The organism is Ramlibacter sp. GS1-15, from assembly GCF_057785015.1.
Window position 1 is genome coordinate 503,468 of record NZ_JBYNTU010000001.1, and the last position, 21,149, is coordinate 524,616.

A 21,149-nucleotide genomic window follows, 5' to 3' on the forward strand; every position below is an offset into this window, starting at 1 on the left:
GCATGCGGGCCGAGGTCATCGAATCGAAAGATGGAACGAAGATCGCGGCCCGGGTGTTCGAACCCGACAGCCCGGACTGCGGCAGTGTCGTGATCGGCGGCGCGATGGGCGTGCGGCAGGACTACTACGCGCCCTTCGCGCAGTGGCTGGCGACCCAGGGCTGGCGCGTCACCACCTTCGACTACCGCGGCGCCGGCGATTCGGCGCCGAAGTCGCTGCGGGGCTTCCGTGCGGACCTGTTCGACTGGGCGCGCGATTACGAAGCGGTGGTCGACCACGCGCACGCCGCGCTGCCCGACCGGCCGCTGTACCTGCTCGGCCACAGCCTGGGCGCGCAATTGCCGGGGCTGCTGGAGAACCAGCACAAGGTGAGCGGGCTGCTGAGCGTGGCCGCGGGCAGCGGCTACTGGCGCGAGAACGCGCCGCAACTGAAGCGCTCCATCCTCTACTTCTGGTTCGTGCTGGTGCCGATCGCCACGCGCCTGTTCGGCTACTTCCCCGGCCGCAGACTGCGCAAGGTCGGCGACCTGCCGGCCGGCGTGATGATGCAGTGGCGCAAGTGGTGCCTCTCGCCGCGCTACAGCGTAAGCGCCGAAGGCGAGGCGGTGCGCCAGCGCTACGCCAGCGCGCGCTTCCCGGTGCATGCGCTGTCGATCACCGACGACGAGCTGATGACGCTGCGCGGCACGCACAGCCTCGTCGATCTCTACGAGAATGCGCCGCGCGCGGTGGAGCGCCTGTCGCCCGCGGACATCGGCGTGCGACGGCTCGGCCACTTCGGCCCGTTCCGCAGCGAGCACGAGCAGCGCCTGTGGCCGCGGCTCGCGCAGTGGCTCGCAGGGCTGGGACAGGCGCGCGCGGCATGAGTCGCCCGGCCGTTCCGAAGGCTCATAGCACCGCAGCCCGCAGGGCGGAGGTTATCCAATGAGCGACGTCCACCTGTTCGACGAAGCCCTCGCGCAAGGCCGGACGCATCCGGCGTGGCGCAATTTCATCGGGCCGTTCGGCGGACTCACGGCCGCGCAGATGATGCATGCGGTGCTCACGCATCCGCAGCGCCTGGGCGATCCGGTCGCGCTCACGGTCAACTTTGCCGCGGCGACCGAAGACGGTGGCTTCGACGTGATCGCGAAACCCGTGCGCACCAATCGTTCCACGCAGCACTGGATCGTCACGATGGAGCAGAACGGCGAGGTGGTCGCGACGGCCACGGCGCTGACTGCAGTGCGCCGCGACACCTGGGGCGCGAAGGAAGCGCAGGCACCGCAAGTGCCGCGCCCTGCCGACGTGCCGATGAACACGATCGCAGCCGGCGTGGAATGGATCAAGCGCTACGAGATGCGCTTCATCGATGGGGCGCGTCCGCACAGCTGGGATGGCAGCGACAGTGGTGCGAGCCGCACACGCCTGTGGGTGCGCGACAACCCGCCACGGCCGCTGGACTTCGCGTCGCTCACCGCGATGAGCGACATCTTCTTTCCGCGCATCTGGCTGCGCCGCGCGAGCTTCGGGCCGCTCGGCACGATCACCATGACGACGTATTTCCACGCGACCGAAGCGCAGCTGCGCGAGACCGGCAACGGCTACCTGCTCGGCCAGGCGCAGGGTCAGGGTTTCGGTTCCGGTTATTTCGACCACACCGCCCAGCTGTGGAACGAGCAGGGCACACTGCTCGTCACGACCAGCCAGGTCTACTACTTCAAGGAGTGACGCATGGCCAAGACGGTGGAGTTCTGGTTCGACGTCGGCAGCCCCGCGGCCTATCTCGCGTGGCAGCGCCTCCCCAGGCTCTGCGCCGAAGCGGGCGCGGCCATCGCTTACCGGCCGATGCTGCTCGGCGGTGTGTTCCAGGCGACCGGCAACCAGTCGCCGATGATGGTGCCGGCCAAGGGCCGCTACGTGCAGGCGGACCTCGCACGCTTCGCCCAGCTCGACGGTGTCGCGTTCAGCCACAACCCGTTCTTCCCGATCAATACTCTCACGCTGATGCGCGGCGCCACCGGGCTGCAGATGCGCGATGAGCCGCGGATGGTGCCGTACGTCGATGCGGTGTACCGCGCGATCTGGGTGGAGGGCCGCAACATGAACGATCCCGCCGTCGTCGCGGGCGTCCTGAAGGAAGCCGGGTTCGATCCCGAGGCTTTGGTGGCGCTCGCCGCCGATCCGCAGGTGAAGGAACGACTCAAGGCCCAGACGCAGGAGGCGGTGCAGCGCGGCGTGTTCGGTGCGCCCACCTTCTTCGTGGAGGGTCGCATGTACTGGGGCCAGGACCGGCTCGATTTCGTCCAGCAGGAGCTTAGCAAGGCATGACCATGAAGAGCGACATCCTCGTCAACACCGAGCGCGGCGTGATGACCCTCACGTTCAACCGGCTCGAGCGCAAGAACTCGATCACCTCGGCCATGTACGGCCTGCTGGCCGACGGGCTCGCGCGCGCCGCAACCGACGACGCGGTGCGCGTCGCGGTGATCCAGGGGCACGAGACGGTGTTCTCGGCGGGCAACGACATCGGCGATTTCCTCAACCAGCCGCCCGCCGGCAAGGACTCGCCGGTGTTCCGTTTCCTGCGCGGCATCGCCAGCTTTCCCAAGCCGCTGGTCGCGGCGGTGTGCGGCCCGGCCGTGGGCGTGGGCACGACCATGCTGTTCCACTGCGACCTGGTTTACGCCGGCGATAACGCGGCGTTCTCCATGCCCTTCGTGAATCTGGGCCTGTGCCCCGAGGCGGCGTCCAGCCTGCTCGTGCCGCAGATGCTGGGCTACCACCGCGCGGCCGAGGCGCTGCTGCTGGGCGAGCCCTTCATGGCTGAAGCGGCGCTCGAAGTGGGCCTGGTCAACCGCGTGCTGCCGCCCACCGAGGTGAACGCCTACGCGCAGAAGATCGCCGCCAAGCTCGCGGCCAAGCCGGCGACGTCGCTGGCCGAGACCAAGCGGCTGATGAAGAAGGGCCAGCAGGAGCGCGTGCTGCAGCAGATGGACGAGGAAGGCCTGTCCTTCTCGCGGATGCTGGGCGAGCCCGCTGCGCGCGAAGCGTTCGGCGCCTTCATGGAAAAGCGCACGCCCGACTTCTCCAAGGTCTGAGGAGCACGCCATGAGCCTGAAAGGCAAGACCCTGTTCATCACCGGCGCCTCGCGCGGCATCGGCCTCGCGATCGCCAGGCGCGCGGCGGCCGATGGCGCGAACGTCGTGGTCGCCGCGAAGACGACCGATCCGAACCCGAAGCTGCCCGGCACCATCTACAGCGCGGCCGAAGAGATCCGCGCCGCCGGTGGGCGCGCCTTGCCGCTGGCGGTGGACATCCGCGAGGAAGAAGCGGTGCTCGGCGCGGTGGCGAAGGCCGTCGCCGAATTCGGCGGCATCGACATCCTGGTGAACAACGCCAGCGCGATCAGCCTCACCGATACCGAGCACACGCCGATGAAGCGCTACGACCTGATGAACGGGATCAATGCGCGCGGCACCTACCTGTGCACGCAGGCCTGCCTGCCCCAGTTGAAGAAAGCGGCCGAAGCCGGGCGCAACCCGCACGTGCTCAACATGTCGCCGCCGCTGTCGATGAAGCAGCACTGGTTCGCGCCGCACACGGCCTACACCATGGCCAAGTACGGCATGAGCATGTGCACGCTGGGCCACTCGGGCGAGTTCGCGAAGTACGGCATCGCCGTCAACAGCCTGTGGCCGCGCACGGCGATCGCGACGGCCGCGCTGCAGATGATTCCGGGCGTGGACGTCAACCTGTGCCGCACGCCCGGGATCCTCGCCGATGCGGCCTACTACATCCTCACCAGCCCGTCCGCGAACACCGGCAACTTCTTCATCGACGACGAGCTGCTCGCCGCGCACGGCGTGACGGACCTGGACAAGTACGCGGTGAAGCCGGGAACGAAGAAGTTCATCCCGGATTTCTTCGTGGATTGAACAGGCTTCCCATGACCGCGCGCATCGCTCCCGCCGAAACCCCTTACCCCGCTGACGTGCAGGCGGCGCTCGACGCCGTGATGCGCGGTCGCCCGCCGCTCGTGCTCTTCACGACCCTGGCACGCGATCCTCGCCTGTTCCACAAGTTCTTCGCCGGCGGGCTCCTGGATCGCGGTCATCTCACGCTGCGCCAGCGTGAGATCGTCATCGACCGCACGACGGCGCTATGCGGGTCGGAATACGAATGGGGCGTGCACGTCGCCACATTCGGGCAGAAGGCGGAGCTGGACCCCGGCCAGGTTCATTCGCTGGTGCACGGCTCCGCGGCCGACGCGTGCTGGTCACCGCAGGACGCGCTCCTGATCCGCTTGTGTGACGCGCTGCATGCGACCTGCAGCGTCGATGACGACCTGTGGGAGGACTTGCGCTCGGTGTTCAGCGAGGGCGCGATGCTCGAGTTGTTGCTGCTGGCCGGCTTCTATCGCACGGTGAGCTATCTCACGAATTCGCTCAGGCTTCCGCTCGAAGCGGGCGCGGCCCGCTGGCCTGCAGGCGATCAGGAACGCTCGATCTCGAGCTGAACGACTTTCCGCTCGACTGCCCGCGCCCGCAACTGGCCGCAGCCGCCATCGACGTCCTGCCCGGCCGACTGCCGCAGCTTCGCGAGGATCCCGCGCCGATGCAGCGTGCGCGCCATGGCGGCCGCGCGTTCCCACGAGGGACGCTGGAAATCCAGGCCGTCCGCCTTGTTGAAGGGGATCAGGTTCAGCACGCCGTACCTTCCGGAGAGCAGCTGCGCGACGGCTTCGATTTCATCGTCGCCGTCGTTGATGCCTTCCAGCAAGGTCCATTGGTACTGGATCGGATAGCCCGTCGCACGCGCGTAGGCGTCGCTGCGCGCCACGAGTTCCTCGGGCGACAGGCGAGGTGCGCGCGGCAACAGGCGCTCGCGCAGTTCCGGCTTGGTCGTGTGAAGGGACACGGCCAGCGCGGGCTTGACCTTGCCCTGCGGCAGCCGCTCGAAAACGCGCGGGTCACCCACGGTGGAGAAGACGAGGTTCTTGTGCGCGATGTTGCCCGCTGTGCCGAGCAGCTCGATCGCCTCCAGCACGTTGTCGATGTTGTGCGCGGGCTCGCCCATGCCCATGAAGACGACCTTCTTCACGGGCCGCCGCCGGCGGGCCAGGACGACCTGCGCGACCATCTCGGCACTGCCGAGCTGGCGCAGCAGGCCGCTGCGGCCGGTCATGCAGAACACGCAGCCCACCGCGCATCCGACCTGCGAGGACACGCACAAGCCGTCGCGCGGCAACAGGACGCTTTCGACCGTCTGGCCGTCGGCGAGGCCGACCAGCAGGCGTTCGGAGCCGTCGCTTGCCGGATGAACGGACACGACACGCGCCAGCCCTTCGAACGTGGATTCGATGGCCGGCAGGGCTTCGCGCAGCGAGTGGGGCAGGAAGTGTTCGATGCGGCGCTTGCCGCTGTCCTGCGGCAGTGCCTGCGACCACAGGCGCAACACCCGGAATTCGTGGGAGGCACCCGCGCCGGCTTCGCGGAGTTGCCGTCTGAGTTCTGAAATGCGCACGGCTTGCTAAGCGCCTCCGTTCAGCGCCTGCCACACCTTCGGCGGCGTCAAGGGCATCTGCAGCCTTGAAGCCTGTGCCGCATGCCCGGCGCGCGCGAAGGCATCCGCGACCGCATTGACGATGCACGGCGTCGCGCCGATCGTGCCGAGCTCGCCCACGCCCTTCACGCCCAGCGGGTTGTTCGTGCACGGCACGGTCTGGTCCATCTCGGTGACGAACTCGCAGGCGACGATGTCCGCGCGCGGCGCGGCGTAATCCATCAGCGTGCCGGTCAGCAGCTGTCCGCTGCCCGCGTCGTACACGATGCCCTCGCACAGCGCCTGCCCGATGCCCTGCACGGCGCCGCCCTCGAGCTGGCCGCGCACGATCATCGGGTTCACCACGCGGCCGACGTCGTTCACGCTGGTGTACTTCTCGACCTGCACGCTGCCGGTGGCGGGGTCGATCTCGACTTCGCTGATGTGGCAGCCGTTGGGCCAGCTCGGGCCGGCGACCGCACTCGTGCTCTCGACGTGGATGCGCCCGCCCTGCTGGCGGCCGGCGAGCTCGAACAGGCCGATCGCCACGTCCGTGCCCTTCACGACGAAGCGGCCCGCGGCGTAGTCGATGTCCGCTTCCGCCGCCTCCAGCGATTGCGCCGCGAGCTTGCGTCCTTCCGCGATGGTTTTCTGCGCGCCGATCTTCAGGGCCGAGCCGCCGGTGAAGATCGAGCGCGAGCCGGCGCTGCCGAAGCCGTCGCCCCGGTCGGTGTCGCCCAGCACCACCTTCACACGCTCGAGCGGAACGCCGAACGCGTCGACCACGAGCTGCGCGAGCGAGGTGGCGATGCCCTGGCCCATCTGGTTCACCGCCGAGAACACCTCGATCACGCCGTCGCTGCGCACGTCCACGGTGACGCGCTCTTCCAGCGCATTGCCGCCGGTCCACTCGAGGAAAGTCGCGATGCCGAGGCCGCGCAACCTGCCTTGCGCCTTGCTGTGCGCGAAGCGCTTCTCGAAGCCGCTCCAGTCCGCGAGCACGAGCGCCTCGTCCATGATCTTTTCGAACTCGCCGACGTCGTACACCTGCTCCATCGGGTTGCGGTAAGGCATCTGCTCCGGACGGATGAAGTTGCGACGGCGCAGCTCGACGCGGGCTATGCCGGTCTGCCGCGCGGCCTCGTCCATCAGGCGTTCCATGTTGTAGATCGCCTCCGGCCGGCCGGCGCCGCGGTACGGGCCCGTCGGTGCGGTGTTGGTCAGCACGGCCTGCAGCCGGAAGTCGATCAACGGGATGTCGTACACGCTGGTCTGCACCCATGGCCCGATCAGCAGCTGGATCGCCACGCCCGCGCCGGTGGCGTACGCCCCGACGTTGGCTCGCGAGCGCAGGCGCAAGGCGAGGATGCGGCCGTCGGCAGCGAGCGCGAGCTGCGCATGGGTGCGCAGGTCGCGGCCGTGCGTGGTGGCGAGGAACTCCTCGCTGCGCTCGGACACCCATTTCACCGGCCGCTTCAGATGCCACGCCGCCCAGGCGACGGCGGCGTCTTCCGGGTACATGCCAGTCTTCATGCCGAAGCCGCCGCCGACATCGCCGACCACCACGCGCAGTTGCTCGCGCTTCAGACCCAGCACTTCTTCCAGCGTGTTGCGCACCCCCGAAGGCATCTGTGTGCTCATGCGCAAGGTGAGGCGCCCGTCCTCTGCGCGGTAGGCGAGCACCGTGCGTGGCTCGATCGCGACGGCCGCGACGCGCTGGTTCACGATGTCCAGCGACACGACATGCGCCGCGCGCGCGAACGCCGCGTCGCACGCGGCCGCATCGCCGTGCCGCGACTCGGCCGAGATGTTGTCCGGCGCTTCGGGGCACAAGGCCAGCGCGCCGGGCGCCGTGGCCTCTTCGATCGTCACGGCTTGCGGCAGCGGCTCGTAGTCGACGACGATCGCCTCGGCCGCGTCCTTGGCCTGCTGCACCGTATCGGCGACGGCGGCCGCCACCGCCTCGCCGACGTAGCGCACCACCTCGTGCGCGAGCACGCGGCGGTCCGGCGTCGCGCCGGGCTTTCGGTCCGGGCGCCGGAATCCCGTCGTGCCGGGCAAGGGTTTGACGCCTTGCGACGCGAGCTCTTGGCCGGTGAGCACGAGCCGCACGCCGGGCAGGCCGCGGGCGGCCTGCGCATCCACCGACAGGATGCGCGCGTGCGGGTAGGGCGAGCGCAGGAACACGATCGCGCACTGGTCGGCCGGTGCGGCGTCGTCGGCGTAGTGTCCTTCGCCGCGGAGCAGGGCGTCGTCTTCGATGCGCCGTACGGATTGCCCGCTGCCGAATCGCCGGGCCAGGTCTTCGGAAGTACTCATCGGTGCCGCCGTGGAAATGCGAGGCTGTCACTGTGCCACGAAATAAACCGTTGCTTCTCGAAGGCCCGTCCCGCGCGGCTGGCTCGTCTATGATCCGCCGGCAACGACATGCAGAACCTTCGGTCCTTATTCGCCGCGCTGGCGGTCGCATCGACGCTCGGCCTGGCGGCTTGCGGCGGAGGTGGGGGCGGCGGCTCCCCTGCGCCCGCACCGGCACCCGCGCCCGCGCCCGCAGCCGTCCCGCCGGCGAGCGACGCCGGCTCCGCTCCTGCCGGCCCGACCGAAGCGAACGTCGTGGCCATCATCGTCGACGGCGGCACGAACGGACAGGCGTTCAACTCGCCTTTCGTCACCGTGACCGTGTGCGTCCCGGGCACCGCGGCATGCCAGCAGGTCGACCATGTCCTGCTGGACACCGGCTCGTTCGGGCTGCGGATGCTGGCTTCGGCGCTCGATCCCGCGGTTGCGCTGCCGCAGGTGAATGCCCCCTCCGGCGGCCGCCTCGCCGAATGTGCGCCGTTCGCCAGCGGCTACGCGTGGGGCCCGGTGCACACGGCCGACATACGCATTGGCGGTGAGAGCGCCGCGGCCATCCCGGTGCAGGTGGTGAACGACGCCTCCATCCCGGCCGCGCCGCAGTCGTGCACCAGCCGTGGCAACAATTTCGGCGTGGGCGGCAGCGCCAAGGGCATCCTCGGCATCGGCGTGTCCACGCGCGATTGCGGAACGGGCTGTGCCTTGACCGCGACGCCCGGCATCTACTACGCCTGCGACGCGAGCACGTGCTCGCCCTCGACGGCGCCGCTCAGCTCCCAGGTGGCGAACCCGGTGCCCTTCTTCGCCACCGACAACAATGGGGCGGTGGTCGTGTTGCCGGCCGTGCCGCCCCCGGGTGCGGCGACGGTCAATGGCACGCTCACCTTCGGCATCGGGACCCGCGCCAACAACCAGCTCGGCACGGCGACCGTGTACGCGACCGACACCCATGGCTCGCTGTGGACGACCTACAAGGGAAGCGTTCTCAGCAGCTTCTTCGATACCGGTTCCAACGCGCTGTTCTTCAACGACGCCGGCCTGGCCAAGTGCCCGGCGAACGGCTTCTACTGCCCGCCGACGCCGCTGACCTTGACCGCGACCATCACGTCGGTCACCGGAGTTGCCACGAACGTGAGCTTCACCGTCTCGGGCCTGCAGTCGCTCGCGGGGAATGCGACCGCGGCGCCGATCGCCGGCGACTCCGCGGACCTGGGCGGCGCGTTCGACTGGGGCTTGCCGTTCTTCTTCGGGCGCACCGTGTTCCTCGCGTTCACCGGGGCGGTGACGCCGGCCGGCCCGGGGCCGTACCTGGCCTTCTGATTTCGCGCTGTTCGCGTTAAATTGCGTCATGGCATTGGACGTGTCGGTCGTGCGCGAAGCGGGTGGGCTGCTAGCCGTGAAGGGCCGGGGTGCGGCGACGCTGGTCGACCTCAAGGGCTTCTCCGACCTGATCGCCACGATCTGCCGCGACGAGCAGCGCCAGTTCGTTCTGGTGGACCTGCTCGACGTCGCGCAGGCGCTTTCGTTCACCGAGCACCTCCAACTGGGCGTCTACATCGCCACACGCCTGGGCTTCCTCACCCGCATGGCCACCGTCGTGCCGGTCGCCGCGCGCAGCGGCAACAGCGAGCGCGCGGCGCAGAAGTCCGGGCTGCATCTGCGCACGTTCACCGATCTCGGCGAGGCGCGGCAGTGGCTGGAAGACGGCCGCGCCCGCTGACGGAGATCCGGCCACGGACTCCCTGATCGCCGCGTCGGCCCGCTCGCTGGCTGCCGGCGACGCGCTGGGCGCGCTCAAGCGCGTCGCGCTGCGCGACGACCCGCCGGCATTGGCCTTGCGCGGCATCGCGATGGCGCAGCTTGGCGACTATCCGCGGGCCCGCGAGCTCCTGCGTGATGCGGCGCGCGGCTTCGGTGCGCACGAGCAGGTCGCTCGCGCCCGCTGTGTCGTCGCCGAAGCGGAGGTCGCGCTGGCCGTGCGCGACTTCGCCGGCTCGCCCGACGACCTGGTATCCGCGTCGGCCACGCTCGATGCGCATGGTGACCGCGCCAATGCGCTCCATGCGCGGCTGGTGGCCGCGCGCCGGCTGCTGCTGCTGGGGCGGCTGGACGAGGCGGCCGCGATGCTGGCGCCGCTGGATCCGCGCGCACTGTCGCCATCGCTCGCCGCCGTGGCCGGCCTCACGGCCGCCGAGTTGTCGCTGCGATCGCTGAAGACCGGCCCCGCCCGCGCGGCGCTCGCCCGCGCGCACGAGGCGGCCTGTCGTGCCGGTGTGCCTGCGCTCATCGCCGAAGCCGCCGAGGCGCGGGCCGCGCTCGATCGCCCGGCGGCGCGGCGCCTCACATCCGGCGCTGAACAGCCGCTGCGGCTCGATGAAGTCGAAGCGTTGCGGGCGTCGCCGGCGCTGGTGGTGGACGGGTGCCGGCGCGGGCTCTCCGCGGGGGCGATGTGGCAGCCGCTCGCGAGCCGGCCCGTGCTGTTCACCCTGGCGCGCGCCCTGGCGCAGGCTTGGCCGCGCGACGTGGCCCGCAATGAGCTGATCGCGACGGCGTTTCGCACGAGGCGTCCCGACGAGACGCATCGCGCACGGCTGCGCGTCGAGATCGGGCGCCTGCGCGCGCTGGTCAAGGGCATCGCACGGGTCGAGGCGACCGAACGCGGCTTCGCGCTGAGGCCGCACGACGATGTCGACGTCGTCGTGCTGGCGCCGCCCTTCGATGGCGAGCAGGCCTCGCTGCAGGCCCTGCTCTCCGACGGCGCGGCCTGGTCGACGTCGGCGCTGGCCCGGGCCCTGGGCGCGAGCCAGCGCACGGTGCAGCGCGCCCTGGTCGAGCTCGAGGCCGCGGCCCGTGTTCGCTCCATCGGCAAGGCGCGGGCACGGCGCTGGCTCGCCCCTTCGCTGGCGGGATTCACGACGATCTTGTTACTCCCCAGCTCGCTGCCGATTGCGTAGAGTCCCATCGCATGAAGACGCAAGACAAGCCCCAAGCCCAGGCCCAAGCCCAGATGGCCGAGATCGTGCGCGAGTACGGCCCTTTCCCCGGCACCCACCAGGTGGCCGGCGTGACGCATGACGGCCGCAATGTCTGGGCGGCCACCGGCGCGAAGCTGGTCGCCTTCGATCCCGCGAGCGGCGAGACCACGCGCACACTGGACTGCGCCTGCGATGCCGGCACGGCGTTCGACGGCACGCACCTGTACCAGATCGCGGAATCGCGCATCGACAAGATCGACCCCGCCACGGGCCAGGTGGTCGCCTCCATTCCCGCGCCCGGCCACGGCGGGGACTCGGGGCTGACCTGGGCCGAAGGCAGCCTCTGGGTCGGCCAGCACCGCGACCGCAAGATCCACCAGATCGACCCCGCCACGGGCGAGATCAGGCGCACGATCGAATCGAACCGTTTCGTCACCGGCGTCACCTGGGTCGACGGCGAGCTGTGGCACGCGACCTGGGAAGCCGACGAGAGCGAGCTGCGAAGGGTCGATCCGCGCAGCGGCGCCGTGCTGGAGCAGCTGGCGATGCCGTCCGGCGTCAACATCAGCGGCCTGGAATCCGACGGCGCCGATCTCTTCTATTGCGGCGGTGGCGGTACCGGCAAGGTCCGCGCCGTGCGCCGTCCGCGACGCAACACCGCGCCGGCCTGAACGCCAGCGCATCGCTGCACCCACCCTGTCGATCGGCGGCTCGCCGAGCCGAAAGGAGGAGCCGTGACGGGCGCGATCGCCGGGGGGCTCAGTCGGCTCGCGTCTCGACGGGCCGCACGGAAAGGTACAGCGGGCCCCCCGCTTCGCCCGGCCGCAGCACCTTGACGATCACGTCGCGCCCTGCGCGGTCCTGCCCGAGCAGCTGGTGCAAGGTGTCCACCGACGTCACGGCGACGCCGTCGAGGCCGACGATGATGTCGCCCGGCTTCAGCCGCGCGGTCTCGGCAGGGCTGCCGGACTCCACCGACGTCACCCGCACGGCGTGGGCCTGCTCGAGGCCGTGGCCGCGCGCGATGCGGCGATCGAGTTCCATCGTCGTGCCGCCGACGCCCAGGTAGCCCCGACGCACGCGCCCGTGGCGCAGCAGCTGCGGGATGGCCCAGTGCGCGATGTCCACCGCCACGGCGAAGCAGATCGCTTGCGCGCCCGGAATGATCGCGGTGTTCACGCCGATGACTTCGCCGCGCGAGTTCAGCAGCGGCCCGCCGGAATTGCCGGGATTGAGCGGCGCGTCGGTCTGGATCACGTCGGGGATGAGCCGGCCGGTGCTCGCGCGCATGCTGCGGCCCAGGGCACTCACGATGCCGGCGGTGACCGTGTGCTCGAAGCCCAGCGGGTTGCCGATGGCGATCGCGACCTCGCCGCGGCGCACGTCGGCCGACCGGCCGAGCGCCGCATGGTGCAGCGCGCCTTGCGACAGGCCGTCCACCTGCAGCACGGCCAGATCGGTGTCGGGGTCGTCGCCGACCCAGCGCGCGCGAAACTCGCGGCCGTCGCTGAACGAGGCGATCAGTGCGGTGGAGGGCGCGGGCCGCGCTCGGCCGCCGGCGCGCACCACGTGCGAATTGGTGAGCAGGTAGCCGTCCGGCGTGAAGAGGAAGCCCGAGCCTGCACCCGAGCGCTGGCCGCGTTCGCCCTGCACGCGCACGGCTGCGACGCTGGGGCCCACGCGGTCCACGACCTCGGTGACGGCTTGCGAATAAGCGTCCAGCAGCGGGGCGTCGCGCGATCCCATGAGGCGCATGTGGCGCCGGCCCGCGGGTTTGCAAGAGCTTGCATGCCATGCGCGGCTCGTGCTTATGATCGGCGATGGCTTACATGCTCCTCATCCATGAAGAAGTCGGCCAGCGCCAGCGGCGCAGCGAGGCCGAAGGCCACGCGGTGTACGAGCGCATGGTGCATTTCGCGAAATCGCTGAAGCAGCGCGGCGTGCTGCGCGCCGTGGAATCGCTCACCTCGCTCGACGACTCCTCGCGCCTGCAGGTGCGCGAAGGCAAGGCGCGCGTGATCGACGGCCCCTTCGCCGAGGCGAAGGAGATGATCGGCGGCTTCTTCCTGCTCGACGTCGCCACGCGCGAGGAGGCGATCGCGCTCGCGCGCGAATGCCCGGCCGCCGAATGGGCCACCGTCGAGGTGCGCGCCACCGGCCCCTGCTATACGTAGCGCGCTACGTAGCCGAGTTTGTCGATGCGGGCGGGCGTCGCTCGTCGTGGGAGGACACACACCCAAGGAGCACCCCATGAAGTTCATGATCATCGTGAAGGCCACGCCCGACAGCGAAGCCGGCCGCTTCCCGCCCGACGCCGAGAAGATGTTCCAGGCCATGGCCACCTACCACGAGGAGCTCGCCAAGGCCGGCGTGCTGCTCGATGCCTCGGGCCTGCAGCCCAGCAGCAAGGGCTGGCGCATTCGCTACGACGGCGACAAGCGCCGCGTCATCGACGGCCCGTTCACCGAAAGCAAGGAGCTGATCGCGGGCTACACCCTGATCCAGGTGCGCAACCGCGAGGAGGCGCTGGAGTGGACGCGGCGCTTCCCGAACCCGGTCGGCGAGAACCAGCCGGCGGAGATCGAGGTGCGTCCGCTGTACGAGCTGGAAGACTTCGAGGGCCTCGCGAGCGAAGAGACCCAGGAGCGCTTCAAGAAGATCGGGATCGAGTGACCGCCATGGTGGACAACGATCCCCGCGACATCGTCACGACGCGCCTCGTCGATGCCACGCGCGAGCAGGTGTTCCGCGCCTACGAGGAGCCCGAGCGGCTCGCGCGCTGGTGGGGTCCGAACGGTTTTTCCAGCACCTTCGAGCAGTTCGACTTCCGGCCCGGCGGCGAATGGAAGTTCATGTTCCACGGGCCGGACGGCACGAACTATCCCAACCATTCGATCTGGCGCGAGATCGAGCGGCCCACACGCATCGTGCTCGAGCACCTGTCGCAGCATCACTTCGTGCTGACGATGGCCTTGGTGCCCGAGGTGGGCCGCACGCGCATCACCTGGCAGCAGCGTTTCGACACGCCCGAGGCGCGGGACCGCGTCGCAGCGATCTGCGTGGCCGCCAACGAACAGAACCTGGACCGCCTCGAAGCCGAGCTGGCCCGCATCAACGATTGAAGGACACGAGCATGTCACGCCAGATTTTCGTGAACTTGGCCGTCAAGGACATGGAACGCAGCAAGGCGTTCTTCTCCCAACTCGGCTTCACGTTCAACCCGCAGTTCACCAACGAGCAGGGCGCCTGCATGGTGATCGCCGACAACATCTTCGCGATGCTGCTGGTCGAGCCCTTCTTCAAGACCTTCACCGACCGGCCCATCGCCGACGCGACCCAGAGCACCGAGGTGCTGGTGTGCCTGTCGTGCGACAGCCGCGCCGAAGTCGACGAGCTGGTGAAGAAGGCGGTGGCCGCCGGTGGTGTGGCGCATCGCCAGGCGCAGGACCACGGCTTCATGTACGGCCACGGCTTCCACGATCCCGACGGGCACATCTGGGAGCTGGTCTACATGGACCCGAACGCGGCTCCGCCGCACTGACCCTGCCGCATGCATTCGGCCACGCACGATGCGATCGCGGCGGTCTGGCGGATCGAATCCGCGAAGATCGTGGCGGTGGTCGCCCGCATGGTGCGCGACGTCGGCGTGGCCGAGGAGCTGGCCCAGGATGCGCTCGTGGCGGCGCTCGAGCGCTGGCCGCGCGACGGCGTGCCCCACAACCCCGCGGCCTGGCTCATGACCACCGCGAAGAACCGCGCGCTCGACCACCTGCGGCACGCCAAGCTCGCCGAGCAGAAGCACGAGGAGATCGGCCATGACCTCGAGGCGCAGGAGGCGCTGATCGTGCCGGACTTCGTCGATGCGCTCGATGCCGCGCGCGAGGACGAGATCGGCGACGACATGCTGCGCCTGGTCTTCACCGCCTGCCATCCGGTGCTGTCGACCGAGGCGCGCGTCGCGCTCACGCTCAAGCTGCTCGCAGGCCTGACGACGCACGAGATCGCGCGAGCCTATCTCGTGCCCGAGCCGACCATCGCGCAGCGCATCGTGCGCGCGAAGAAGACGCTCGCCGACGCGCACGTGCCGTTCGAGCTGCCCAAGGGCGAGGCGCTCGCGCCGCGGCTGGCGTCGGTGCTGGAGGTGATCTACCTGATCTACAACGAGGGCTACACCGCGACCGCCGGCGAGGAGTGGATGCGCACCGCGCTGTGCGACGAGGCGCTGCGGCTCGGGCGCATGCTCGCCGAACTGGCCTCCGCGGAACCGGAGGTGCATGGCCTGGTGGCATTGATGGAGCTGCAGTCGTCGCGCGCGGCGGCACGCGTCGATGCGCAGGGAAAGCCGGTGCTGCTGATGGACCAGGATCGCAGGCGCTGGGATCGCCTCCTGATCCGGCGCGGCCTGGCCGCCCTCGAACGCGCCCGCGCGCTCGGCGGCGCGCCGGGGCCTTACGAACTGCAGGCGCAGATCGCCGCCTGCCATGCGCGCGCCGCGACGCCGCAGGACACCGACTGGATGCGCATCGCGGACATCTACGGCGAGCTCGCGCGCATCACACCGTCACCCGTCGTCGAGCTCAATCGCGCGGTCGCGGTGGGCATGGCGTTCGGGCCGGCCGAGGGCCTGGCGATCATCGACCGCATCGCGCAGGACAAGCAGCTGCGCAATTACCACTGGCTGCCGAGCGTGCGCGGCGACCTGCTGGCCAAGCTCGGACGCAAGGAGGAAGCGCGCGCGGAGTTCGAGCGCGCCGCGCAGCTCGCGGGCAATGCGCGCGAGCGCGAGCTGTTGCTGGAGCGCGCCGCGGCGCTGGCGCCGCGGCATTAGGCGCCCGTTCCGGTTTCAGCCTTTCTTGATTTGCTGCTGAACGATGTCGTTCAGCGCCGCCGAGGTCGTCGTTGCCGTGCAGCTTCCGGAGCCGCTCGTCGTTTGCTGGCCGAGGACGTTCGCCGCGACGCCGCAGACATTCGCAGCAACGCTGACAGGCGCCTGGACAGTCACAGGAATCTGACTGACGTCGACCTTCAGGTTCTGCGCGATGTTGTTCGCGACGTTTCGTATATCGACGTTCACGAGGCCGGACTGCTGGGCGAAGGCTGGTGCTGCGGCGAGCGCGCTCAGCACCAGGATGGAGGCTAGGCGTTTCATGGTGTGCTCCTTGAGTTTGAGATCCCCGACCGTGAGTCGAGTGGATTCACAGTACGTCGGCGTACCAGTTCGTCCGACCAGCGGGAAGACACACGTGATGTGCGCAGTGTTCGACCCAGCCGTGTGCGGCCCCTGACGCCGGAGCTCAAGCCGTGCGGGCCGATGTCAATACGCCCGCAGGATGCGAATGCCGCCTTCAGGAACCGGTGGCGGCGGGACCGGCGCGAGCACGATCGGCGCTTCGCCCGCCATCGGCAACGGACCCTGGAACGGGGACTGCGGCTGCACCTCGGGTGCCGCCTGCATGCCGCCGTTCACCTGCTCCATCATGCGCGCCAGCACCAGCGGGTCGGGCTCGCTGGTATCGTGCGGCGCGCTGAACTTCGCCTTGCCATCCACCAGCCTGGCTTTCGTGGCCTGCTGGAAGAAGTCGCCGACGATCAATAGCGCGTTGCGCGCACCCGGCCCCCACGTGTTGTCCATGGTGATGCGCGGGTCGTTGAAGCCGACCCATGCTCCGCCGACCAGCCGCGGGTGCATCAGGATGAACCAGCCATCGGTGTTGTCCTGCGTGGTGCCGGTCTTGCCGGCGAGGTCGCCGCGCAGGCCGAAGCGCGAGCGGACCGCCGCGCCGGTCCCGCGGTCGACCACGCCGCGCATGACATCGAGCAGCGTCCGTGTCGCGGGCACGGGCAGCGCCTGCTCGGGAACCGCCGGGCGGAACTGCTCCAGCACCTCGTGCTTGCGGTTCTCGATGCTCAGCACCAGCACGGGCTCGATGTAGGCGCCGTCATGCGCGATCGTGGAGTAGGCCGACACCATCTCCTTGAGCGTCACCGGACTCGTGCCGAGGGCGAGTGAAGGCACCTCGTCGAGCTTGCTCTGGCGCACGCCCATGGCACGCGCGACGCTGGCCACGCGGTTCGCGCCCACGCGCTGCACCAGCTGCGCCGTGATCGTGTTCTTGGAATAAACCAGGCCGTCACGCAGTGTGGTCGGCAGACCCGTGGCTTCGTGCACGTCCGAGGGTTGCCACACTTCATGGGTGCCCACCCAGATCTCCGGCGGCTCGTCGATGAACAATTCGACCGGGGGGATGCCCATCGCGAAGGCCGCGCCGTACACGAAAGGCTTGAAGGTCGAGCCCGGCTGGCGGCGCGCCTGCTGCACGTGGTCGAACTGGTCCTGCCGGAAGTCGCGGCTGCCCACCCAGGCCTTGATCTGGCCCGTCACCGGATCTTCGGCGACGAACGCGGCCTGCAGCTGCGGGGCTTCGTCCCCCGGCATCCGCTTGTTGCGTGGACGCCGGGCCCACACCTTGTCCGAGATGGCCTGCAATTTGTCCGCCTGCCGCGCGAGCGCATCGACCGCGGTCTGCTGCAGGCGCGAATCGATCGTGGTGCGCACGACCAGGCCGTCGGCATAGATGTTGTAGCCTTTCCTGTCGGCCCAGGCGGCCAGCCAGCGCTTGATCTGCTGCACAAGGTGCGGCGCCGGGCCCAGGTTCTCTTCCTGCCGCTCGAACTGCAGGCCCAGCGGCTGGTCCTTCAGCCGTTCGTAGGCGGCGGTTTCGAGCTTGCCGCTCTTGACGAGCTGCGCGAGCACCAGGTTGCGCCGCTGCACCGCGCGCTCCGGGTTGAGCACCGGGTTGTAGTAGGCCGTCCCCTTGAGCATGCCGATCAGCGTCGCGGCTTCGCGCACATCGAGGTCGCTCGCCGGCTTGTCGAAATACGTGCGCGCGGCCATCTCGATGCCGTACACGTTGTACAGGAAGGGCACGGTGTTGAGGTAGGTCTCCAGGATCTGGTCCTTGCCGTAGATCGACTCGATCCTCAGCGCGGTGACGGCTTCCTTCACCTTGCGCTCGATGGTCGGTGCGCGGCCGATCTCCTGCGGGAACAGGTTGCGCGCGAGCTGCTGCGTGATCGTCGATCCGCCCTGCAGGTCACCCTGCAGCGTGGACCAGGCCGCGCCCAGCATGCGGCGCACATCGATCCCGCGGTGCTCGTAGAAGCGCTGGTCCTCGGTGGCCACGAGCGCATCCACGACATGGGGCGACACCTGCGCGAGCTTCACCCATTCGCGATTGGTGCGGCGGAAGACGGCGAGCTCCTGACCGTCCGCCGTGAGGACGACGGACGGTTGCTCGCGCTTGACGGCCAGGATGTCAGCGATGCTCGGCGCCGTGCGCGCCATAGTGGCCAGCGAGGCCATACCGGCCAGGGCCGCGAGCGGAACGAGCAGGAGCAGCAGCCACAGCAGCCGCCATGGATGACGGCGCTCGGACTCGGGAACGGCAGGCATGCGCCCCAATCTAGCGGGCGCGGTGCCTCAGCCGCGTAGGACGCGAATGACACTGCGCTAGCGTTGCCAGCCGTCGCTCAGCGTCTGCAGGAACGCGATGATGTCGTCGATCTCGGTGTCGGTGAGCGCGGGCGCGTCGCCCGCCTGCCGGTCGTAGGGCGCCTCGTCCGTGTTCACGTTGCCCTCGTACTGCGCGGGCAGGTCGTCGAACCTGTTCACGGTGCCGTCGGCTTTGAGCGAATACCACTTCTCGGGATTCGTGTCGCGCTGCACGTAGAACGTCAAGGCTTCCTTCAGCGACTTGAACCGGCCGTTGTGAAAGAAGGTCTTGCGCAGGGCGACGTTGCGCAGGCTGGGCACCTTGAAGGCGCCGCATAGCTCAGTGCGGTCCGCCAGGTCCGGGCGCCCGCACAAGCCGAGATCGAAATAGTCGGGATCAGCGTTCGCAGGAATCGCGCTGTTGCGCGGCACGCCGAGGTTGTCGTAGGTGAAATCGGTGAACAGCGGATGGCTGCCGTCGGCGTTCTTCGCCGACGGATGACAGGCGGCACAGTTGCCCTTGGCCGGATCGTCGAACAGGAAGCGGCCGCGCTCTTCCTGCGCCGTGAGCTGCGCGCGGCCGCGCAGCACGGCGTCGTACTTGCTCGTGTAGGCGTTGAAGGTCTCGTCCTCGAGCTGGAACTGCGCGATGGCCTGCGTGAGCTTGTCGAACGCCGCATCGGCATCGTCGAGGATCGCGTCGCCATAGAGCCGGCGGAACTCGCCGGCCCAGGGCGCCTGCGTGATCTTCTCGAGCACCGCGGATTTGCTCGCGTTGGCCATTTCGCGCGCGCCCAGCAGCGGGATGCCGGCCTGGATCGCCAGCGAATCCGCGCGGCCGTCCCAGAAGAAGCCGCCCGTGGGCGTGCCCTCGTCGTCGAAATGGAACGCCGTGTTCTTCGCGAGATAGCGCAGCGATTGCGAGGCGCGCAGGCCCGGCGTGTCCATCAGGGGGCCGCCGAGCTGCACGGCGAGATCGTTGGGGGCAGCGTGGGCCGCGCTGTCGGCGTGGCAGCTCGCGCACGACAGCCGGCCCGACGCCGAAAGTCCGGGGTCATTGAACGCGAGCTGGCCGAGAGAGGCTTGCGCGCTGAGCGCCGGCTGGCCGCTGCCGCCGCCACCGCATCCGGCCAGCGCGGCGGCGACCAATAGCCCGGTGATCGCCCGGGTGCCGCCCCTCATGATCAGAACTCGTATTCGGCTTGCACGCGGAACGTGTTCTTCGGCGCGCCGTGGTTCAGGCCGAACAGCACGGCGGCGTTGTACTTGATCGCCTGCTTGTTGCCCAGGCGGACCTTGCCGAAGATCGCCGGGCCGGCGATGTGCGCCTGCTCGGACGAGGGTGACCAGTGGTCCCACGGACCGACTTCGCCGAAGCCCTGCGCGCCGAATTCGAGTTCGGGCGTGTAGCGGTACTTCAGCTGCCACTGGTAGCCGAGTTCGGCAGGGCCGCCTTCCTCGGCGCGGTAGTGCTTCTCGAACAGCACGTTGAAGTTGGCCTGGACCCTGTCCGTGATGTCGGTCTGGAACAGGGGACCCCAGCGCAGCTCGTAGCCCTCGGCGCGGTTCTTCGGGCGCTCGATCTCGACGATCAGGCCGATGTCCACGGGGTACTTGCCGGTCTCGGTGAGCTGGAACTTGTTCTCCCATTCCCAGGCGTCGAAGCCCTTGCCTTCGTCGGGCGTCTGGTGCCACTTGGCGTAGACCTCGGTGAACCACCAGGGTGTCAGGCCCCAGCCGAAGCCGAGCGACTGCGCGCTCTCGCGATCGCCTTCACGCAGCTTGGCGGTGCCGGCCTTGAAGTCGACCTCGCGCTCACCGTATTCGACGGCGGGCTCGTAGACATAGTCGGCGGGGCCGGCCCAGGCGGCGTGGTGCAAGCTCATCAGGGAAGCGGCGAGGACAGCAAGGGTCCCCGCCGAGGCGGCGGTACGCATCAAGTTTCTCCAGGGAAGTTGTTGTTGAGGAAGGGAAAACGTCAGGTCGCGCGCGGCGGCGACGACGTGCGGCGCATCAGCTTCGTGCCGACGTAGATCAGCGCAAGCACGGCGACATAGGACATCAGCTGGGCGGCCGAAGGCGTGGCGTCATAGCCGACCAGGGCGTGCAGGAGGGTGCCGAGCGCGGAATCGGGCGCGAGCATGTGCGAGGTGTCCCACACCGGCGCACTCCAGCGCTCGAGCAGGCCCGCTTGCGCGAGCGACTTCACGAGCTGGCTGGCGATCGAGCCGGCCAGGATGGCGATCAGCACGTTGGTCGTCGTGAAGATGTGGCGGGTCGGCACGCGGGCCAGGCCCGCATAGATGACCGCGCCGGCGCCGGCGCCAAGGCCGACGCCGATCACGACGGCCATCGCGACTTGGGCAAACGTGGTGTTGCCGCCGGTGATCGCGCCGGCGACGAAGAGCACCGTCTCCGCGCCTTCGCGCAGCACCGCCAGCGCGACGGCCGTGAGCAACGCCCAGGGCTTGCGTTCGCCGCCCTGCACCGACTCACCGAGCCGGTGCGCTTCCATCGCCATTTCCTTCGAGTGCGCCGCCACCCAGATGCAGTGCCACAGCAGCATCGACAGCGCCACCGACAGCACGGCGATATTGATCACGTCCTGCCCGAGCCCGTCGAACCATTCGCTCACGTGCGGCGCGAGCGCGGCGAGGATCATCGCGCCGAGCACGCCGATGCCCACGCCCGCACCCAGCCAGCGGCCGCGGCCCAGGAGGCCGCGCGTCGCCGCGGCGACGATGCCCACGAAGAGCGCGGCTTCGAGCGATTCGCGAAAGACGATGAGCGCGGCGGCGAACAT

23 protein-coding genes are annotated in these 21,149 nt (G+C 69.3%); 15 read left to right on the forward strand and 8 right to left on the reverse strand.

What is annotated here, in order from left to right; all coding sequences use genetic code 11:
• Positions 1 to 2: 2 nt before the first annotated feature.
• Genes AC3EF3_RS02515 through AC3EF3_RS02540 form a run of 6 tightly spaced genes read left to right on the forward strand, consistent with a single transcriptional unit; the run spans position 3 to position 4,499 of the window.
• Positions 3 to 866, forward strand: a complete 864-nt coding sequence (locus AC3EF3_RS02515) for an alpha/beta hydrolase family protein (protein ID WP_488530583.1) — start codon at positions 3 to 5, stop codon at positions 864 to 866.
• Between the two features lie 58 nt (positions 867 to 924).
• Positions 925 to 1,710: an acyl-CoA thioesterase gene (locus AC3EF3_RS02520; protein WP_488530584.1), complete on the forward strand. Its 786-nt coding sequence runs from the start codon at positions 925 to 927 to the stop codon at positions 1,708 to 1,710.
• A gap of 3 nt (positions 1,711 to 1,713) precedes the next feature.
• Positions 1,714 to 2,310, forward strand: coding sequence for a DsbA family protein (locus AC3EF3_RS02525; RefSeq protein ID WP_488530585.1), 597 nt, complete (start codon positions 1,714 to 1,716; stop codon positions 2,308 to 2,310).
• Between the two features lie 2 nt (positions 2,311 to 2,312).
• A complete protein-coding gene (locus AC3EF3_RS02530) occupies positions 2,313 to 3,080 on the forward strand; it encodes an enoyl-CoA hydratase (RefSeq protein ID WP_488533719.1) in 768 nt (255 codons plus the stop codon).
• Positions 3,081 to 3,090: 10 nt separating this feature from the next.
• Entirely contained in the window at positions 3,091 to 3,918 is an 828-nt protein-coding gene (locus AC3EF3_RS02535) for an SDR family oxidoreductase (protein WP_488530586.1), read from the forward strand.
• Between the two features lie 11 nt (positions 3,919 to 3,929).
• Entirely contained in the window at positions 3,930 to 4,499 is a 570-nt protein-coding gene (locus tag AC3EF3_RS02540) for a carboxymuconolactone decarboxylase family protein (protein ID WP_488530587.1), read from the forward strand.
• On the opposite strand, the gene AC3EF3_RS02545 is transcribed toward AC3EF3_RS02540, so the two are convergent.
• Positions 4,475 to 5,506 carry an RNA methyltransferase gene (locus AC3EF3_RS02545; RefSeq protein WP_488530588.1) on the reverse strand — a complete coding sequence of 344 codons (1,032 nt, stop codon included), beginning with the start codon at positions 5,504 to 5,506 and terminating at the stop codon, positions 4,475 to 4,477. The genes AC3EF3_RS02540 and AC3EF3_RS02545 overlap by 25 nt on opposite strands.
• 6 nt (positions 5,507 to 5,512) lie before the next feature.
• On the reverse strand, positions 5,513 to 7,843 hold the full coding sequence (locus AC3EF3_RS02550; RefSeq protein WP_488530589.1) for a xanthine dehydrogenase family protein molybdopterin-binding subunit: 2,331 nt from the start codon (positions 7,841 to 7,843) through the stop codon (positions 5,513 to 5,515).
• 108 nt (positions 7,844 to 7,951) lie between these two features.
• Here AC3EF3_RS02550 and AC3EF3_RS02555 point away from each other — a divergent pair, with 108 nt between their 5' ends.
• From AC3EF3_RS02555 to AC3EF3_RS02570, 4 genes are all read left to right on the forward strand, one after another.
• Positions 7,952 to 9,199: a DUF3443 family protein gene (locus AC3EF3_RS02555; RefSeq protein WP_488530590.1), complete on the forward strand. Its 1,248-nt coding sequence runs from the start codon at positions 7,952 to 7,954 to the stop codon at positions 9,197 to 9,199.
• 28 nt (positions 9,200 to 9,227) lie between these two features.
• Positions 9,228 to 9,599: a hypothetical protein gene (locus tag AC3EF3_RS02560; RefSeq protein ID WP_488530591.1), complete on the forward strand. Its 372-nt coding sequence runs from the start codon at positions 9,228 to 9,230 to the stop codon at positions 9,597 to 9,599.
• Between the two features lie 115 nt (positions 9,600 to 9,714).
• On the forward strand, positions 9,715 to 10,833 hold the full coding sequence (locus AC3EF3_RS02565; protein ID WP_488530592.1) for a helix-turn-helix domain-containing protein: 1,119 nt from the start codon (positions 9,715 to 9,717) through the stop codon (positions 10,831 to 10,833).
• Positions 10,834 to 10,844: 11 nt separating this feature from the next.
• Positions 10,845 to 11,525, forward strand: a complete 681-nt coding sequence (locus AC3EF3_RS02570) for an NHL repeat-containing protein (RefSeq protein WP_488530593.1) — start codon at positions 10,845 to 10,847, stop codon at positions 11,523 to 11,525.
• An 88-nt stretch (positions 11,526 to 11,613) separates the two neighbouring features.
• Here the strand turns inward: AC3EF3_RS02570 and AC3EF3_RS02575 are convergent, their stop codons facing one another.
• On the reverse strand, positions 11,614 to 12,600 hold the full coding sequence (locus tag AC3EF3_RS02575; RefSeq protein ID WP_488530594.1) for a S1C family serine protease: 987 nt from the start codon (positions 12,598 to 12,600) through the stop codon (positions 11,614 to 11,616).
• A gap of 74 nt (positions 12,601 to 12,674) precedes the next feature.
• Between AC3EF3_RS02575 and AC3EF3_RS02580 the strand changes: the two genes are divergently transcribed.
• From AC3EF3_RS02580 to AC3EF3_RS02600, 5 genes are all read left to right on the forward strand, one after another.
• Positions 12,675 to 13,028 carry a YciI family protein gene (locus AC3EF3_RS02580; protein WP_488530595.1) on the forward strand — a complete coding sequence of 118 codons (354 nt, stop codon included), beginning with the start codon at positions 12,675 to 12,677 and terminating at the stop codon, positions 13,026 to 13,028.
• 76 nt (positions 13,029 to 13,104) lie between these two features.
• The gene (locus AC3EF3_RS02585; protein ID WP_488530596.1) at positions 13,105 to 13,527 is read left to right on the forward strand and encodes a YciI family protein; all 423 of its coding nucleotides are present in this window, start codon (positions 13,105 to 13,107) and stop codon (positions 13,525 to 13,527) included.
• 5 nt (positions 13,528 to 13,532) lie between these two features.
• A complete protein-coding gene (locus tag AC3EF3_RS02590) occupies positions 13,533 to 13,976 on the forward strand; it encodes an SRPBCC family protein (RefSeq protein WP_488533720.1) in 444 nt (147 codons plus the stop codon).
• 11 nt (positions 13,977 to 13,987) lie between these two features.
• Positions 13,988 to 14,395, forward strand: a complete 408-nt coding sequence (locus tag AC3EF3_RS02595) for a VOC family protein (RefSeq protein ID WP_488530597.1) — start codon at positions 13,988 to 13,990, stop codon at positions 14,393 to 14,395.
• A 9-nt stretch (positions 14,396 to 14,404) separates the two neighbouring features.
• A complete protein-coding gene (locus AC3EF3_RS02600) occupies positions 14,405 to 15,682 on the forward strand; it encodes an RNA polymerase sigma factor (RefSeq protein ID WP_488530598.1) in 1,278 nt (425 codons plus the stop codon).
• A gap of 15 nt (positions 15,683 to 15,697) precedes the next feature.
• Here the strand turns inward: AC3EF3_RS02600 and AC3EF3_RS02605 are convergent, their stop codons facing one another.
• The 5 genes from AC3EF3_RS02605 to AC3EF3_RS02625 form a co-directional block, all read right to left on the reverse strand.
• Positions 15,698 to 16,003: a hypothetical protein gene (locus AC3EF3_RS02605; RefSeq protein ID WP_488530599.1), complete on the reverse strand. Its 306-nt coding sequence runs from the start codon at positions 16,001 to 16,003 to the stop codon at positions 15,698 to 15,700.
• 165 nt (positions 16,004 to 16,168) lie between these two features.
• Complete coding sequence (locus tag AC3EF3_RS02610; protein WP_488530600.1) at positions 16,169 to 18,307, reverse strand: penicillin-binding protein 1A; 2,139 nt, start codon at positions 18,305 to 18,307, stop codon at positions 16,169 to 16,171.
• Between the two features lie 57 nt (positions 18,308 to 18,364).
• Positions 18,365 to 19,528, reverse strand: a complete 1,164-nt coding sequence (locus tag AC3EF3_RS02615; protein WP_488530601.1) for a cytochrome-c peroxidase — start codon at positions 19,526 to 19,528, stop codon at positions 18,365 to 18,367.
• Between the two features lie 2 nt (positions 19,529 to 19,530).
• Positions 19,531 to 20,232: a hypothetical protein gene (locus tag AC3EF3_RS02620; protein WP_488530602.1), complete on the reverse strand. Its 702-nt coding sequence runs from the start codon at positions 20,230 to 20,232 to the stop codon at positions 19,531 to 19,533.
• A 92-nt stretch (positions 20,233 to 20,324) separates the two neighbouring features.
• Positions 20,325 to 21,149, reverse strand: coding sequence for an FTR1 family iron permease (locus AC3EF3_RS02625; RefSeq protein ID WP_488530603.1), 825 nt, complete (start codon positions 21,147 to 21,149; stop codon positions 20,325 to 20,327).

What these genes read in the sequence shown, in the direction of transcription:
- AC3EF3_RS02515 (WP_488530583.1), top strand. Translation starts at nt 3, where the DNA reads ATGCGGGCCGAGGTCATCGAATCGAAAGATGGAACGAAGATCGCGGCC.
- AC3EF3_RS02520 (WP_488530584.1), top strand. Translation starts at nt 925, where the DNA reads ATGAGCGACGTCCACCTGTTCGACGAAGCCCTCGCGCAAGGCCGGACG.
- AC3EF3_RS02525 (WP_488530585.1), top strand. Translation starts at nt 1,714, where the DNA reads ATGGCCAAGACGGTGGAGTTCTGGTTCGACGTCGGCAGCCCCGCGGCC.
- AC3EF3_RS02530 (WP_488533719.1), top strand. Translation starts at nt 2,313, where the DNA reads ATGAAGAGCGACATCCTCGTCAACACCGAGCGCGGCGTGATGACCCTC.
- AC3EF3_RS02535 (WP_488530586.1), top strand. Translation starts at nt 3,091, where the DNA reads ATGAGCCTGAAAGGCAAGACCCTGTTCATCACCGGCGCCTCGCGCGGC.
- AC3EF3_RS02540 (WP_488530587.1), top strand. Translation starts at nt 3,930, where the DNA reads ATGACCGCGCGCATCGCTCCCGCCGAAACCCCTTACCCCGCTGACGTG.
- AC3EF3_RS02550 (WP_488530589.1), bottom strand. Translation starts at nt 7,843, where the DNA reads ATGAGTACTTCCGAAGACCTGGCCCGGCGATTCGGCAGCGGGCAATCC.
- AC3EF3_RS02555 (WP_488530590.1), top strand. Translation starts at nt 7,952, where the DNA reads ATGCAGAACCTTCGGTCCTTATTCGCCGCGCTGGCGGTCGCATCGACG.
- AC3EF3_RS02560 (WP_488530591.1), top strand. Translation starts at nt 9,228, where the DNA reads ATGGCATTGGACGTGTCGGTCGTGCGCGAAGCGGGTGGGCTGCTAGCC.
- AC3EF3_RS02570 (WP_488530593.1), top strand. Translation starts at nt 10,845, where the DNA reads ATGAAGACGCAAGACAAGCCCCAAGCCCAGGCCCAAGCCCAGATGGCC.
- AC3EF3_RS02575 (WP_488530594.1), bottom strand. Translation starts at nt 12,600, where the DNA reads ATGGGATCGCGCGACGCCCCGCTGCTGGACGCTTATTCGCAAGCCGTC.
- AC3EF3_RS02580 (WP_488530595.1), top strand. Translation starts at nt 12,675, where the DNA reads ATGGCTTACATGCTCCTCATCCATGAAGAAGTCGGCCAGCGCCAGCGG.
- AC3EF3_RS02585 (WP_488530596.1), top strand. Translation starts at nt 13,105, where the DNA reads ATGAAGTTCATGATCATCGTGAAGGCCACGCCCGACAGCGAAGCCGGC.
- AC3EF3_RS02590 (WP_488533720.1), top strand. Translation starts at nt 13,533, where the DNA reads ATGGTGGACAACGATCCCCGCGACATCGTCACGACGCGCCTCGTCGAT.
- AC3EF3_RS02595 (WP_488530597.1), top strand. Translation starts at nt 13,988, where the DNA reads ATGTCACGCCAGATTTTCGTGAACTTGGCCGTCAAGGACATGGAACGC.
- AC3EF3_RS02600 (WP_488530598.1), top strand. Translation starts at nt 14,405, where the DNA reads ATGCATTCGGCCACGCACGATGCGATCGCGGCGGTCTGGCGGATCGAA.
- AC3EF3_RS02605 (WP_488530599.1), bottom strand. Translation starts at nt 16,003, where the DNA reads ATGAAACGCCTAGCCTCCATCCTGGTGCTGAGCGCGCTCGCCGCAGCA.
- AC3EF3_RS02610 (WP_488530600.1), bottom strand. Translation starts at nt 18,307, where the DNA reads ATGCCTGCCGTTCCCGAGTCCGAGCGCCGTCATCCATGGCGGCTGCTG.
- AC3EF3_RS02615 (WP_488530601.1), bottom strand. Translation starts at nt 19,528, where the DNA reads ATGAGGGGCGGCACCCGGGCGATCACCGGGCTATTGGTCGCCGCCGCG.
- AC3EF3_RS02620 (WP_488530602.1), bottom strand. Translation starts at nt 20,232, where the DNA reads ATGAGCTTGCACCACGCCGCCTGGGCCGGCCCCGCCGACTATGTCTAC.
- AC3EF3_RS02625 (WP_488530603.1), bottom strand. Translation starts at nt 21,149, where the DNA reads ATGTTCGCCGCCGCGCTCATCGTCTTTCGCGAATCGCTCGAAGCCGCG.